9 protein-coding genes and 2 riboswitches are annotated in these 15874 nt (G+C 64.8%); of the genes, 4 read left to right on the top strand and 5 right to left on the bottom strand.

Annotated features, from left to right (window positions below; all coding sequences use genetic code 11):
* The first annotated feature begins 5 nt into the window (after window positions 1-5).
* Both AC56LY_RS10110 and AC56LY_RS10105 read left to right on the top strand, forming a co-directional pair.
* Window positions 6-4742: a pilus assembly protein gene (locus tag AC56LY_RS10110; protein ID WP_499578902.1), complete on the top strand. Its 4737-nt coding sequence runs from the start codon at window positions 6-8 to the stop codon at window positions 4740-4742.
* Window positions 4743-4862: 120 nt separating this feature from the next.
* Window positions 4863-6539 (top strand): peptide chain release factor 3, encoded by a 1677-nt coding sequence (locus AC56LY_RS10105; protein ID WP_499578898.1) that lies wholly within the window; start codon window positions 4863-4865, stop codon window positions 6537-6539.
* A 72-nt stretch (window positions 6540-6611) separates the two neighbouring features.
* Here AC56LY_RS10105 and AC56LY_RS10100 read toward each other — a convergent pair whose 3' ends face one another.
* A complete protein-coding gene (locus AC56LY_RS10100; RefSeq protein WP_499578894.1) occupies window positions 6612-7580 on the bottom strand; it encodes a DUF3108 domain-containing protein in 969 nt (322 codons plus the stop codon).
* 257 nt (window positions 7581-7837) lie between these two features.
* On the opposite strand from AC56LY_RS10100, the gene AC56LY_RS10095 reads away from it, so the two are divergent.
* On the top strand, window positions 7838-9544 hold the full coding sequence (locus tag AC56LY_RS10095; RefSeq protein ID WP_499578891.1) for a methyl-accepting chemotaxis protein: 1707 nt from the start codon (window positions 7838-7840) through the stop codon (window positions 9542-9544).
* A gap of 25 nt (window positions 9545-9569) precedes the next feature.
* Here the strand turns inward: AC56LY_RS10095 and gcvP are convergent, their stop codons facing one another.
* The 3 genes from gcvP to gcvT form a co-directional block, all read right to left on the bottom strand.
* A complete protein-coding gene (gene gcvP / locus AC56LY_RS10090; RefSeq protein WP_499578887.1) occupies window positions 9570-12452 on the bottom strand; it encodes an aminomethyl-transferring glycine dehydrogenase in 2883 nt (960 codons plus the stop codon).
* A 95-nt stretch (window positions 12453-12547) separates the two neighbouring features.
* Complete coding sequence (gene gcvH, locus AC56LY_RS10085) at window positions 12548-12928, bottom strand: glycine cleavage system protein GcvH (RefSeq protein ID WP_499578883.1); 381 nt, start codon at window positions 12926-12928, stop codon at window positions 12548-12550.
* A gap of 58 nt (window positions 12929-12986) precedes the next feature.
* A complete protein-coding gene (gene gcvT, locus AC56LY_RS10080) occupies window positions 12987-14105 on the bottom strand; it encodes a glycine cleavage system aminomethyltransferase GcvT (protein ID WP_499578880.1) in 1119 nt (372 codons plus the stop codon).
* A 46-nt stretch (window positions 14106-14151) separates the two neighbouring features.
* Window positions 14152-14248: riboswitch (glycine riboswitch) on the bottom strand.
* A 17-nt stretch (window positions 14249-14265) separates the two neighbouring features.
* Window positions 14266-14350: riboswitch (glycine riboswitch) on the bottom strand.
* A 405-nt stretch (window positions 14351-14755) separates the two neighbouring features.
* Between gcvT and AC56LY_RS10075 the strand changes: the two genes are divergently transcribed.
* Window positions 14756-15316, top strand: a complete 561-nt coding sequence (locus tag AC56LY_RS10075; protein ID WP_499578876.1) for an ATP-dependent Clp protease proteolytic subunit — start codon at window positions 14756-14758, stop codon at window positions 15314-15316.
* 50 nt (window positions 15317-15366) lie between these two features.
* Here the strand turns inward: AC56LY_RS10075 and AC56LY_RS10070 are convergent, their stop codons facing one another.
* A complete protein-coding gene (locus tag AC56LY_RS10070; RefSeq protein ID WP_499578873.1) occupies window positions 15367-15669 on the bottom strand; it encodes a hypothetical protein in 303 nt (100 codons plus the stop codon).
* Window positions 15670-15874 lie beyond the last annotated feature (205 nt).

The raw sequence follows: 15874 nt of genomic DNA, 5'->3' as shown, positions 1-15874 counted from the left end.
ATCGCATGAAACACACTCTTACTACCATCCTGGCGCTGCTGGCCCTGTCCCTCGGTCTGGGCGCCACGCCGGCACTGGCGGGGCCGACCTCGCTGGCGTCCATGCCATTGATGAGCCTGACCGGCAGCGGGACGGTCAAGCCGAACCTGATGCTGCTGTACGACGATTCCGGCTCGATGGCGTACACGTACACGCCCGACTACGTCAACGACAACACGACCTGCCGCGCCAGCAGCACGCTGGCCCTTGGCCTGCGCGAATGCGCGGTCGGCGACGTGCCGTATCACACGCCGCAATTCAACCGCCAGTACTACAACCCGGACATGCGCTACAAGCCGCCGGTGAAGGCCGACCAGACCTCGTACCCGGAGCAGAACCGGGCCACGACGAGCGCCTGGACCAACGTGACCACCGACGGCTTCAGCCTCGAGTACCGGGACCTGGCCGGCGCATCCTCGCAAAAGACCAATCTGGTGACGGGCTTTCCCGATCTGGAATGGTGTGACAGTACCGGCGAATGCCGCCGCAACGTGATCGGCTACACGTATCCGAACCGCACCTACACCAGCCCGAACCCCGTGACCGGCAACGCCTATTACTACCGGCTGAACGTCAACGAATACTGCAGGGACAGCAAGCTCCAGAGCTGCGTATCGACCGCCGTGAACGCCGTCGCGCCCAACACGACCTACAGCAAGCCAGCGCCGGTGCGCTGGTGCGACAGCACGAGCCTGACCAACTGCCAGGCCAAGTACGTGGGCACCTACAAATACCCGCGCTTTGGCGACCCGAACCGCCCGGTCAACTGGTACAGCACGATCACCATCAACAATTCCGGGTCCGACAGCACGCTGACGCTGACCAAGGTCACGTCGGCGAGCGTGGCCGGTCTGCAGGAAATCACCAACGGCGCCATGACCGTGACGGGCGGCACCAACACGGCCGCCGAGCAGATTGCGCTGGCGGTCGCGCTGGCCAAGTCGATCAATGCAAAGATGGGACTGGCACGGCCGTTCGATGCCTGCTTGCTGGCTGCGTCAGGCACGGTGCGTGCCTGTTCCGACGTTGGCATCACGCTCCCGGCGGCAAACATGCTGGCCGTGTTTCCCATCGCCTGCCCGCGCACGTCCGACAAGAACGGCTGCCAGGTCATCAGGGAAGGAAGCCGCACGGCCGAAGAACTGATCGTCGAATCGGGTGCCCGCGTCACGGCGCTGCTGCAGTTCAGCGGCACCGCCGGCGACGGCACGCGCAGCGTGCTGACCAATCTGAGTTTTGCCAACCAGACCTGGTTCAGTCGCGGCATCCAGCTGACGCGCAGGGGCTCGGCCGCGCAGATCGTCACGCAGCTCGTCACCGAAATCGGCACTGGCGGCACCGTCAAGGCGTACGTCGGCGGCAACGGCATCACGCCGCAGTGCGCGGCGGCGCCGTCGACGGCACTGTGCCTGGTGGGTCCGCTGTCGGCCAAAGGAACGGCTGCCACCATTGGCGCGATCAACAACCGCGCTTCGCTTGCGTTCACCGCCACAGCGGCCGTGACCGACCAGGTGCCGACGTCGGTGTCCGGCGTCGATACCGGGGTGTTTACCCGCACCGACATCGTGGCCACGCGCGATGCCTATCCTCGCACCGAGGCACGGACCGATTGCCGGGCCGAGACCTCCTGCACCTACGACGAAGAAATGACCAACTTCGCCAACTGGTATGCCTACTACAAGTCGCGCAACCAGATGATGAAGACGGCCGTGGGCCATGCCTTCCAGCCACTGGACAAGGATTACAAGGTGGGCCTCGTGGGTCTGCAGCGCGCCGCCAACCAGACCGAATACATGGGTAACGACCAGATCCTGTATCCGAAGTCGTTCACCGGGGGCGATCGCACCGCCTGGTACAAGGCGCTGTATGAAATGAACAGTGCCGGCGGCACGCCGGTGAGGCTGGCGCTGAACGAAATGGGCAATATGTTCGCCAACAAGGGGATCTTCAAGCAGGCGCAGGGCGCCGAAGTGATCGAATTTCCCTGCCAGCAGAACTTCACGTTCGTCACGACCGACGGCTACTGGAACGGCGGCAGCGTCACCGACGTCGTCAACAACGACAACAAGGACGACCCGGCGCGCTTCTGTACCGAAGACACCGGCTGCGTCGACACCAGCGCGCAAGCCAAGCCGTCGCTGGCCGACGTCGCTCTGTACTGGTACAACGGCGGTCGCAACACGATCGCCCCGGCCCCCAAGGACAATTCGCTGCGCCCCGAACTGGAGGGCGACGTCGGGGTCGTGGCCGGCACCCGTAACAAGCGCCTGCACATGCGCACCTACGGTCTGGGGCTGGGCGTGGACGGCGTCATGACGTACGAACCGAAGTACGATACCGCGCGTGAACCGGGCGGCGACCTCGACAACATCATCGACAAGGTGCGCACCGGCTGCCCGTGGACGACTGACGGTGTGTATCGCTGGCCCGACCCGGTGGTCGACAAGGTGGCGCTGTCGGACACGTACCAGTCGCGGGTGGACGACCTGTGGCACGCGGCGATTAATGGCGGCGGCAAGTACTTTGCTGCGTCCGATCCGAAGCAGGTGGTCGAAGGGCTGAACGAAGCGCTCAACGACATTCGTCAGGCGACCGGCGCCGCTGCTTCGGCAGCCACCTCGACGCCAAACATCACGCAGGACGACGCCGACATCTTCTCGTCGACGTTCACCACGGTGAAGTGGACCGGCAACCTGGCCAAGCGGGTGCTCGACCCGGTCACCGGCGAAGTCGTGAAAAAAGTGATCTGGAGCTCGTCCTGGACCGTGGGCCAGCAAGTGGGCGCGGCCAGTGACACGCGCACGATCTGGTACCGCGATCCTGCCAGTGGAGCGCGCAAGGATCTGGTGTACGCGGACATGGGCGCCGACCGCGCCTGGTTCGCCAACAAGTGCTCGCTGATGTCGCAATGCGCCAACCTGAACAGCACAAACCAGGCGATCGTCAACAATGGCGAAACCATCGTCAACTGGCTGCGCGGCCACCAGCAATACGCGAACAACGTGATCCTGCGCGGCTATTCGGCCCCGAGTGAGACCGAGGTCGAACCGGACAAGCCGGCGCAACCGGTGGTGCTGGGCGACATTGCCTCGTCCAAGCCGGCCTATCTGCGCGGCGCGCGCAAGAGCTACGTAGCCGAAGGCTACGACGCCTACAAGACGGCCCAGGCCGGGCGCAAGCCGACCGTGTTCATCGCGGCCAATGACGGCATGCTGCATGCGTTCGATGCCGTCAAGGGCACCGAGATGTGGGCCTACATGCCGCGCATCACGATGAAGAAGCTGTACCGCCAGGCCAGCGTGGGTTATGCGACCGAGCACCAGTTCACGGTCGATGGCTCACCCGAGCTGGCGGACGTGCAGATCAACGGCACCTGGCGCACGATCCTGGTCGCGGGCCTGAATGCCGGCGGCCGGGGCTACTACGCACTGGACGTCACCGATCCCGATGCACCGGCGCCGCTGTGGGAAGTCTGCGCCGATGCCACCGTCTGCGCCGGCCCGCTGCACCAGCCCGAGATGGGCTTCACGTTCGGCAATCCGCAGTTCGGCACGATCAAGGACGGCAAGGATGCCAACGGCAACGACAAGCAGCGCTGGGTGACCTTCCTGACCTCGGGCTACAACAATATTCCCGATGCGGACGGCGTGGCCGGCGGCAGCGGCAAGGGGATCCTGTTCGTGGTCGATGTCGCCACCGGCCAGCAGGTGCTGAACCTGGGCGACCGGGACATCAGCCACGCCGAGACGGGCCTGTTGACGACCGGATCGGGCGGTATCGGCTCGGGCAGCGGTGTGGCCGATCCGTCCGGCCTGGCCAAGATCACGGCGATCACCGCCAATCCCAACACCGATCCGCTGGTGACGTATCTGTACGGGGGCGACAACTTCGGCCAGATGTGGCGCTTCGATTTCACCGGCGCCAAGGTGGCGCGGCTGCGCATGGGCAGTGCCGGCGCCGGCCAGCCGATCACGTCGCGGCCCGACGTGGCGCTGTGCCAGGTCAATACGACCGGGCAGGGGGCCGATGCGTCGCCAACGCGGCGCGTCGTGACCTTCGGCACCGGCCGCATGCTCGACTACATCGACATCAAGGATGTCAGCGAGCAGAGCGTGTACGTGCTGGCCGATACCGGCACGCCGGTGGCCGATGCCAAATGGCGCGCCACCGACACGTTCTCGGAACGCCAGTTCACCGAGACCGTGCCGTACAACGCGGCAACGCCATCGGTGGCGCGCTCGAACCGCTTCACCGTCGGCGGCGCGACGGTCAATCTGGGTGCGAAGTCGGGCTGGTTCATCGACTTCGACATCAACAAGGGCGAGCGGGTCAACCTCGATCCGAAGATCGTCGCGGGCACCTTGTCGGTGGTGACGAACCTGCCGCAGTCGTCGACGGCCTGCAACGTGGGCGGCTCGAGCTACGCCTACCATCTGGATGTCTGCACCGGCCGCGCGGTGTCCGGCAATGCTGCGGGTGCCGGCACCGGTAACGGTACTGGTACCGGCGCCGAGACCGGTGACATTGCCGGCTCGCTGCTGTCGGGCGATGCGGCGGCAGTGGGCTTCATCATCGTGCGCCTGCCGTCGGGCGCGCTGAAGATGGTCACCACCACCGCCAAGGGCGACACCATCACGTCCGAGGTGACGTCGGCCACCAGCCAGGATGCCCGCCGCACCGGCTGGCGCCGCGTGCGCGACTGACGCCGCACGTTGCGCCTGCCCGGGCGCGCGCCGTATTCTGTTCACACGGCGCGTGCCCGAGACGGTAAAATCGAGGGTTTTCCGACACGGGCCGTCACAGGTCCACAACTGGGCTCGATTATGGCCAACGACACCGATATTTCCAGCGCCGACGATCTGTCCGGCGCAGGCACCGACCTTGAAGTCGCCGCCACCCGCCAGGCCGGCACGATCGCGCGTGAAGTCGCGCGCCGCCGCACCTTCGGCATCATTTCCCACCCCGACGCCGGTAAAACGACGCTGACCGAAAAGCTGCTGCTGTTCTCGGGCGCGATCCAGCTGGCCGGTACCGTCAAGGGCCGCAAGAGTGGCCGCCATGCGACGTCCGACTGGATGGACATTGAAAAGCAGCGCGGCATTTCCGTGGCCTCGTCGGTGATGCAGTTCGATTACCGCGACCACGTCATCAACCTGCTCGACACCCCGGGCCACCAGGACTTCTCGGAAGACACCTACCGCGTGCTGACGGCGGTCGACTCGGCGCTGATGGTGATCGATGCGGCCAAGGGCGTCGAATCGCAGACCATCAAGCTGCTCGAGGTGTGCCGCATGCGCGCCACGCCGATCGTCACGTTCATGAACAAGATGGACCGCGAAACACGCGATCCGCTCGAACTGCTCGACGAAGTCGAATCGGTGCTCAAGATCGAATGCGCGCCCGTGACCTGGCCAATCGGCATGGGCAAGAACTTCCGCGGTGTGTACCACCTGCTGAAGGACGAGATCATGCTGTTCAAGGCGGGCGAAGAAAAAGCCGACGGCGCCTTCGAGATCGTCAAGGGCATCGACAATCCGCGCCTGGCCCAGATGTTCCCGCTCGAGATCGAGCAGCTCAAGATGGAAGTCGAGCTGGTGCACGGCGCCTCGCACGAGTTCGACCTCGAGCGCTTCCTGTCGGGCGTGCAGACGCCGGTGTTCTTCGGCTCGGCCATCAACAACTTCGGCGTGCGCGAGATCCTGTCGGCGCTGGTCGACTGGGCGCCGTCGCCACGCGAGCGCGATGCCACGGTGCGCGCCGTCAAGCCGGACGAGCAACCGTTCTCCGGCTTCGTCTTCAAGATCCAGGCCAATATGGACCCGGCGCACCGTGACCGCATCGCGTTCCTGCGCGTGTGCTCGGGGCGTTTCGAAAAGGGCATGAAGGTCAAGCATCTGCGTCTGGGCCGTGACGTCAAGCTGTCGTCGGTGGTGACCTTCATGGCGTCAAGCCGCGAACAGGTCGAAGAGGCGTTTGCCGGCGACATCATCGGCTTGCCGAACCACGGCAATATGCAGATCGGCGACAGCTTCACCGAAGGCGAGATGCTCAGCTTCACCGGCATTCCGTACTTCGCACCGGAGCTGTTCCGCTCCGTGCGCATCCGTAATCCGCTGAAGATGAAGCAGTTGCACAAGGGGCTGCAGCAGCTGGGCGAAGAGGGCGCGGTGCAGGTGTTCAAGCCGGTGCTGGGTGGCGAACTGATCCTGGGCGCGGTCGGCGTGCTGCAGTTCGAAGTCGTTGCCAGCCGCCTGCTCAACGAGTACGGCGTCGACGCCGTGTTTGAAAGCGCCAGCATCAGCAGCGCGCGCTGGGTGTCGAGCGAAGACAAGAAGAACCTGGCCGACTTCGAGGCCTCGCTCGGTCACAACGTCGCTTACGATGCAGCCGGCAATATGGCGTACCTGGCCACGTCCGGCGTGAATTTGCGCCTGACGCAGGAACGGTGGCCGAAGCTGACCTTCCACGCGACGCGCGAGCACGCGGTCAAGCTGGCTTGACGTCACGGCTCGGCGCGGTTGGTTGAACGCGTGGACGGCGCAGCCGTCCACGCTACGTTGTCCGGGCTGCGGTTAATTCGTCTGTGCGCAGACGGTTTGGGTGCGTACTGCGCCGTCCGGGCCGGTCAGGCGTAGCTGCACCGGTAGCCAGGCTTTGGCCGGCGCCAGCCACACTTCCAGCTGCGGCGCGCCGTCGTCGGTCAGCCGCACCAGACGCACCGTGTCGAGCGTGCCAATGGCCGTGTCCAGACGTTCCGGTCCGGCATTATCGAAATACACCATCCGCGCCCCATTCACGCCGCCGATCCAGAACGCCAGCCTGCTGCGCAGCTGATCGGGGTCGGCCTGGCCAATACCACTCAATTGCAGCAGCACCGATGCGTCATCCTGGCTGCCGGGCACCAGTTGCGCGCTGCGCTTGGTGACGCCATCGACGATCTGGCCCCGTGCGCGGTCGAAGATCGTGGTCGCCCGGCCTGTTCCCATGCGCTCGCTCGTTGTGCGCGGCGAGATGCCGGCGTCGTCCAGTCCACCTTCGCTGACGAAGTCGCCCAGTATCCCGACGAGCTCCAGGCGGTAGCTGCTACCGTCGGTTTCCCACGCCAGATGCGCGCTGCCGCCATCGATCCCGTTGACGCAGTAATCGATGCGTAGCGTGTCGTGCGACGCGGTGCGGTACTGGCTTGGCCGCTGGGGCGGGCCGATGTCTTGTTGCGGCGGTGTCGCGCTGGCGGCCGATGGTGCCGGGGCAGCGGCAGCCGCTGCGGTGGAAGCCTCTTCGCTTGCGGGGGGATCCGATGGCGCGGGGGCAGGGGTTGCGGGTATCGCCTCGGGCGCCTGCATGGGCGGCGCGGCGACGGGCAACGCTGCGGTCGCTGCGGTGGCCACGCCGGCGCGGGCGAGTGTCACGGTCAGCGGCCCTGTTGCAGCAATGCGCGGTGTCGGCCGCGGATCGAGCCATACGATCGCCAGCAGGTGCAGCAGCAGCGACAGCACGAACAGAACCGGCAACAGCAGGTGGCGCGGCTGGACAACGAACATTCTCATACCCGTAGTGTAGCGTGCCCCTGACCGCAAGGTGTATCTGCGCGGCAATTGCGCGGACATTGCCCACGGCAGAGGGTGTTGCAACGTGCCCCGTGGCCCGGTGGCATTTGCGCCATCACAAACGAAGTGCGCAGTACGCGACGTACATTCGTGAATGCACTGGGGAAATGGTGCTGAGAAAACTTGAGTGAGGATGCCATGATACGACTGCCACATTCCGTGCATTCAGCCGCACTGCCGTCGGGGGCGTCATGCTGAGCCGCTTGCGTATCGGGCCCAAACTGCTGCTGGCGCCTGGCACCGTCCTCGTGCTGCTGCTGGTGCTGGCGTGCGCGGCCTATGTCGCGCTGGCGCGCCAGAACGACTCGCTTGAATCGATCGTCGGCCAGCGCGCCGCCAGCATGCGCGCCGCCGCTGGCCTGGGCACACAATCGCACAAGGCGCATGCCGACATCTACCGCTACCTGAGCTGGATGGGCGGCAGCTTTCCCTTGGTGCGCACCGAACCGCTGCGGCGCGACATCCTGGCGCAGCACGCACGCATCGCCGCTGGCCTGGCGACGCTGTCGGCAGGCCAGCTGTCCGGCGCCGAGCGGCGCCACGTCGAGCAGGCCACGCAAGCGCAGCGCCGCTATGCGCGCGCAGTGCAGGATGTAATCGAGCTGGCGCCGCTGGACGGTTCGATCAGCGCCAACGCGATGCAGAAGGCCGAAGCCGCGTTCGCGCTGGTGGAGCAGCGCCTGGCCGACCTGGGCGCGCTCGAAAACGCCTTGTCGCGCCAGGCCGCCAGCAGCGCCAAGGCAGACTTTCGCTTGATCTCGATCCTGATGCCGGCCTTGCTGGTGCTGGCAATTGCGCTGTCGCTGGCGATCACGTTCGCCGTGCGCCGTATCCTGCTGGGCGAGATCCGCGGCATCGGCCTGGCCGCCAGCAGCCTGGCCAGCGGCAACTTCACGGTCCAGCAGCGCGATTATGGCAGCGACGAAATCGCCGACACCTCGCGCCTGCTCGATGCGAGCATCCGCAATCTGAACGGCATGCTGCGCACGGTCGTGGACGCAGCGCGCACGATCGGCGCGGCGTCGCGCGACATCAAGCTCGGTAGCCTGAGTCTGGGCAGCCGCGCGATCTATCGCGCCAGTGCGCTGGCCGAGACCGAACATGCGCTGCAGGTGCTGGTAGCCGACGTGCGCCACGGCGCCGATGATGCGCGCGCCGCCAATCTTCTGGCTGCGGGCGCCGGCGACGTCGCGCAGGACGGCGACGGTGTCGCCCTGCACCTGTTGACGATGCTCGAGTCGAACCGCTGCAGCGCCCAGCAGGTGGTGGCAATCGTCGATGATCTGGAACGGGCTGCGAGCGAGACGGGTACGCTGATCCTGAATGCGGCGCTGGACGCCTCGCGTGCGCCGATGGGCGCTGTTGAGCTGGGGGCAGTGGCGACCGAGGTGCGGGCGCTGGCGCGGCGGGTGGCCGGGGCCAGTCGCGAGATCCGCGCCGTGGTGGCGCAGTCGGTGGCGCAGATCGACGGGGGCACGCAGTGGGCGCTGCAGGCCGGTAGCAGCATGCAGCGCATCGCCAGTTCGGTGCGCGATGTGGAAGACATCGTCGGCCGTCTCGGGACCGCCGGTGATGGCCAGGTAAGGCAGCTGGACGGTGTCGGTCAGGCCATCGTGCAAATGGACCAGGTCACGCGCCAGAACTGCACGCTGGTCGAAGAAGCCGCCAGCGCCGCGCGCATGCTGCAAATGCAGGCCATTGCGCTGGCGCGCACCGTGGCTGGGTTCAGGCTCGAAGAGGGCGAGGGCAGCGCGGAGGCACCGGGGGCGGCGTTACCGGTTCCACCCAATGAAAAAAGCGGCGTTCCCGGCCAACCCACGCGCGAACGGCGCGGATTGAATCGGGAACGCCGCCGTCATCCGGCATCGCACTTGCGGCTCGCATCGAGCCGCAAGTGATACCTATGCCAAGGCAGGTCAGTGATTACTCGTAATCGCTGATCGGCGCGCAGCCGCAGAACAGGTTGCGGTCGCCGTAGACGTTGTCGGCACGGCCGACCGGTGGCCAGTACTTCTTCTTGCGCAGACTCGCGACCGGGAACGCCGCCACTTCACGCGTGTAGGCGTGGGCCCAGTCGTCGCTCGTGACCACTTCGGCCGTGTGTGGCGCACCCTTGAGTGGATTGTCCATGCGGTCGTACTCGCCGCGCTCGACCTTGACGATCTCGGCGTGGATCGTGATCATCGCCTCGATGAAGCGGTCGATCTCGGCTTTCGACTCCGATTCGGTCGGCTCGATCATCAGGGTGCCCGGGACCGGGAAGCTCATGGTCGGCGCATGGAAACCGAAGTCCATCAGGCGCTTGGCCACGTCTTCGTTCGAGATGCCGGTCTTGTCCTGCAGCGGACGCAGGTCGATGATGCACTCGTGCGCCACCAGGCCGTCGTGGCCCGCGTACAGCACCGGGTAGTGCGGCGCCAGACGGCGTGCGATGTAGTTGGCATTCAGGATCGCCACTTCGGTCGCTGCCGTCAGGCCATCCGCGCCCATCATCGCGATGTACATCCACGAAATCGGCAGGATCGAGGCCGAGCCGAAGGCTGCAGCGCTGACCGCGCCGATGCCCTGTTCGTCACGGACGTAGCCGGTCGAGAGCTGGTTTGGCAGGAACTTCGCCAGGTGCGCGCCGACGCCGATCGGGCCGACGCCCGGACCGCCACCGCCGTGCGGAATGCAGAAAGTCTTGTGCAGGTTCAGGTGGCTGACGTCGCCGCCGAACGCGCCCGGCGAGGCCAGGCCCACCAATGCATTCATGTTGGCGCCGTCGACGTACACCTGGCCGCCGTGCTGGTGCACGATCTCGCACAGTTCCTTGATGCCTTCTTCGAACACGCCGTGGGTCGACGGGTAGGTGACCATGACGCAGGCCAGATTCGCGCTGTGCTGCTCGGCCTTGGCCTTCAGGTCGGTCAGGTCGACGTTGCCGTTCTCGTCGCACGCAGTGACGACGACCTTCATGCCGACCATGCTGGCCGACGCCGGGTTGGTGCCGTGGGCCGACGACGGGATCAGGCAGATATTGCGGTGGCCTTCGCCACGTGCCTGGTGGTACTTCTGGATCACGAGCAAACCGGCGTACTCGCCCTGCGAGCCGGCGTTCGGCTGCAGCGAGATCGCGGCGTAACCGGTGGCGGCGCACAGCATCGCCTCGAGCTGCGTGATCATTTCGCGGTAGCCGACGGTCTGGTCGTTTGGCGCCAGCGGGTGGATGTTCGAGAACTCGGGCCAGGTGACCGGCACCATCTCGGACGTTGCATTGAGCTTCATCGTGCACGAACCGAGCGGGATCATCGTGCGGTCCAGCGCCAGGTCCTTGTCGGCCAGTGCGCGCAGGTAGCGCAGCATTTCGTGCTCGGCGTGGTAACGGTTGAAGGTCGGGTGAGTCAGGTATTCGCTGGTGCGGGCCAGGGCCGTTGGCAGCGCATCGCTGGCGTCGGCGTCCAGTGCATCCAGGTCAACCGGTTTGCCGTCGCCGAAGATGGCCATCAGCGTGGCCAGGTCGTCGCGGGTGACGGTTTCGTCCAGCGCGATGCCCACTTGCGTAGCGTCGATCTGGCGCAGGTTGATGCCGTGCTCAGTGGCTGCGGCGTGGATCGCGCCGGCGTCCTTGACGCGCACGGTCAGCGTGTCGAAGTAGGTCTGGTTGACCAGCTCGAAGCCCAGTTGCTGCAGGCCGGCTGCCAGGATCGCCGTCTGGCGGTGCACGCGGCGGGCAATTCGCTCCAGACCCTGCGGGCCGTGGTAGACCGTGTACATGCCCGCCATCACGGCCAGCAGCACTTGCGCGGTGCAGATGTTGGACGTCGCTTTTTCACGGCGGATGTGCTGTTCGCGCGTCTGCAGCGCCAGGCGGTAGGCCTGGTTGCCCTGCGCGTCAATCGTCACGCCGACCAGGCGGCCCGACATGCTGCGCTTGAATTCGTCGCGGGTGGCCAGGTAGCCGGCGTGCGGGCCGCCGAAACCGAGCGGCACGCCGAAGCGCTGGCTGTTACCGACGACGACGTCGGCGCCCCATTCGCCCGGCGGCGTCAGCAGGGTCAGGGCCAGCAGGTCGGCGGCCACGATCACCATGCTGCCGGCGGCGTGCAGTTTCTCGACGGCGGCGCGGTAGTCGCGCACTTCGCCATTCACGCCCGGGTATTGCAGCAGCACGCCGAAGCAGGTTTCCTCGAGCGATTCGATGTCGGCCGCTGCGATGGTGCGCACTTCAACGCCGATCGGCAGCGCGCGCGTTTCGATGATTTCGCGGGTCTGCGGCAGCACGTCGTCTGCGACGTAGAACACTTTCGATGCCGACTTGCCGACGCGCTGGATCAGCGTCATGGCTTCGGCGGCGGCGGTGCCTTCGTCGAGCATCGACGAGTTGGCGATGCCCATGCCAGTCAGGTCGGTCACGGCCTGCTGGAAGTTCAGGATCGCTTCCAGGCGGCCCTGCGAAATCTCTGGCTGGTAAGGCGTGTAGGCGGTGTACCAGGCCGGGTTTTCGAAGATGTTGCGCAGGATGACCTTCGGCGTGAAGGTGCCGTAGTAGCCCTGGCCGATCAGCGATTTGAGCACCTTGTTCTTCGAGGCCAGGCCCTTGAGGGTGGCCAGTGCTTCTTCTTCGGTGCGTGGCTCGGCGAACTGGCCCAGGTCGATCTTGTCCTTGCGGCGGATATTGGCTGGCACGACGGCGTCGATCAGCGCGGCGCGGGTCTCGTAGCCGAGGGCCGACAGCATCGCTGCCTGGTCGGCGTCGGACGGGCCGATGTGGCGCGGGATGAATGAATCACGTGCTTCGAGTTGGGTGAGGCTTGGTCGGGTCATGTTGGGGGACACAGTCTGCGGCGACGTTGAAGGAGAATGGCGGGTGGTGCAGGGCGGTGCGCCGCGGCGGGGCCGGCGGCGCACCTGGAGGCGGATCAGTGGTCGGTGGTCTTGCCGTAGGCGTCAGCGTCGAGCAGATTGTCGTACGAGCCGGCGTCGCTTGGCGCGAGCTTGAACAGCCAGCTGCCGTAGGCATCCTGGTTGATCGAGTCCGGCGCGTCGGCCACTGGCTGGTTCACGGCGGTGACGGTACCGTCGACTGGCGAATAGATGTCGCTGGCGGCTTTCACCGATTCCACGACGGCGGCGTCGCTGCCGGCGGTGAAGGCCTTGCCAACCTGCGGCAGTTCGACGAACACGATGTCGCCCAGCGCGTCCTGCGCGTACTCGGTAATGCCGACGGTCAGGGTGCCGTCTTCTTCGCGGCGAACCCACTCATGGGATTCGGTGTATTTCAGGTCGGTAGGGATGTTCATGAGGACTCCGGGTAGTTGGGTGGATAGCAGTATAGGTGTTCTGGGGTCTGGGCAGCGCTCAGGCGGCCAGCACTTTGCCGTTGCGCACGAACGGCAGCTTGACGACGCTGGCAGCCAGGCGCTTGTCGCGGATGATCACGTGGACGGTGTCGCCGATGGCCACGTCCATCGGCACGCGGGCCAGGGCGATCGCCTGCTGCATGCTCGGGCTGAAGGTGCCGCTGGTGATCTCGCCTTCCAGGCCGGAGGCCGCGACCACTTTCTGGTGCGCGCGCAGGATGCCGCCTTTTTCGCGCAGGATCAGGCCGACGAACTGCGCGCCCTGGCCCTTGGCCTGCAGGGCCGCCTTGCCGATGAAGTCGCGCTCCGAGACCAGGTCGATCGTCCAGGCCAGGCCGGCGTCGAGCGGGTTCACGGAATCGTCCATGTCCTGGCCGTACAGGTTCATGCCGGCTTCCAGGCGCAGCGTGTCGCGCGCACCGAGACCGGCCGGCTTGATGCCGACGGCGACAAAGGCATTCCACAGCGCTTCGGCTTGCGACGCCGGCACGCCGATCTCGAAGCCGTCTTCACCGGTGTAGCCGGTGCGGGCGATCATTGCTTCGCCAAACGCGGTATCGGGAACGATGACGGCGTTGAACGGCTTGAGGTTTTCGGATACTGCCTGGGTGGTCGGCAGCACCTGCCACACCTTGGCGCGGGCATTCGGGCCCTGCACGGCGATCAGCGCGATCGGATCGTTGCCGTCGCGGCGCGCGGTGATCGTCACGCCGCTGTTGGTGGCGGTGTTCTGCTGATTCATCCACGCGACGTCTTTTTCGGCGGTGCCGGCGTTGACGACGATGCGGAACCATTCTTCGGACAGGAAATAGACGATCAGGTCATCAATGACGCCGCCTTCGGGATTGAGCATGCACGAGTACAGGGCCTTGCCCGGTACCTGCAGCTTGTCGACGTTATTGGCCAGGAGGCCACGCAGGAACGTGCGCACGTTGGCGCCCTTGACGTCGACGACGCACATGTGGGACACGTCGAACATGCCGGCGTCGCTGCGCACCGCGTTGTGCTCTTCGATTTGCGAACCGTAGTTGACGGGCATGTCCCAGCCGCCGAAATCGACCATCTTGGCGTTGGCGGCGCGGTGAGCGGAATTGAGCGGGGTCGCTTTGAGCGTCATGGAATCCTCAGGCAGAAATAGGGGTACAGCACGGTCGTCGTGCGCTGTCGACCCCTCTGTCCTTGGTACCTGAGAGATAGCGGCTGTGCGCCGCTTGCCCCTTCGGTGGACCGCTACCGCGGCCGCTCTCCAGAGTTGAACCGCCGCGCGTCGCGCCGCCGTCCCTTGACCGGTCCTTTTGCCTGAGAGTTTATGGGTGAGTGCCCCTTCGGCGGCAGCATGCTGCGCTCTCCCGATCAAGACTGCGGAGGATATGTCACCCTTTGCCGACTGTCAACCGCCCACCCCCACCCACAATTAGGGTCAGAGTCGAATTGTTTGACAACTTTTGACAATTGCCCATTAAATCGACTCCGACCCTAATTATTTTTGACCTTCGCGGCAATAAAAACGATGCGTTTAGAAAATTAAGTGCGGACCGGAATTAAAGGCTGATTTTGATAGCGCTAAATTAGCAAATAATAATTAGGGTCAGAGTCGAATTGTTTGACAACATTGAGGAATTGCCCATTAAATCTACTCTGACCCTGATTGTGATTTGGCGTAGAAGTGCATTGAAGCATTGCTTCGCACTATTGGTGGTCGGTGATGGAGGGCGTGCGGAGGGATTTGCTACACTTGGCTCACTTATTTTGTAGGCGGAACAGACTATGAATCAAGAGAAAGCGCTGCAGGAGAAAGAGGGGTGGTTTACGCTATCAGGCGATGTCAACAGTGATATGGTCCATCGGATGTTCGAGGCGGTGGCGAACATGACGGAAGACGGCGTCGATACTGCCCACGTGCTGCTGCAATCCAATGGCGGCTATGTCAGCGATGGGCTGTGCCTGTATAACTTCATGGCCAATTCGCCCATTAAATTTGTCATGTACAACGCCGGTGCGGTGGCCTCGATCGCCGTTGTCGTCTATCTGGCAGGGGCGCGCCGCTACGCCAGCGAGACGGCGCGGTTCATGATCCACAAGTCGCATGCGACCGCGTCGCCAGGTTCGCGACCGGATGCGCTCAATATCATTGTCGAGGGCTTGCGTGCCGATGATGCGCGCACCGAGACGATCCTGCGCAAGGAGATCGAGCTCACGCCCGAGCAATGGAGCGTGCATCAGTATGGCGACCTGCACATGACGGCGCGCGATGCCAAGCTGGCCAGGATGATTCATGAAGTAACCGACTTTGCGCCCCCGAAAGGCGCTATCCTGCGCAATATCTGACCATCGTCCGACTTGCCTGGCCACAGCGTGACTGAGCGCCTAGCATTGTTCTAGTCGCTTTGGCGCCCTGCGGTCGCGTGTTGCCCAGGTATGCCGTCCTGGACTTCGGCAGCGGAGAGCGAGCCAGGCTCATGCGATTCATTCAGACGGGTATCCGGTTGCTGGACCGGTGTGGGCTGGCGCTCCGATTGCTCCGATGCATCGGGCGTCGAATCCGATGGCTGATTCGACAAGGAGTCCGATTGAGAAGCCTCATCTTCACCGTGCGTCGGGCGTCCCGCCTCGACGTGCTGCTCTTGTATGCTGCCCTGATTGCCTGAACCTGGACCAGCGTTGTTTTTCTCGATCATCATGGTTCCTTTCCAAAGTATCGGCAGATCGTACTCCCAGTCATCGAAATGACGTGGTTCGTTTGCGGGAAGCGCCATTAAACGATGCCTGCCGCCAGACGGACATCGGACAGCGGCCTCGGCACCTGTAGACATGCTCCTTCGTACAAGGCTACTATCGACCAGAGCGAGCGCCGCGCTGGCGCCACCCCGCTGTGTTTGCTCATTG

This window comes from Telluria sp. ZT3P25, from assembly GCF_059685895.1.
Note: the sequence above shows the minus strand (reverse complement) of the source record. Positions and strands in the feature narration are given on the sequence as shown.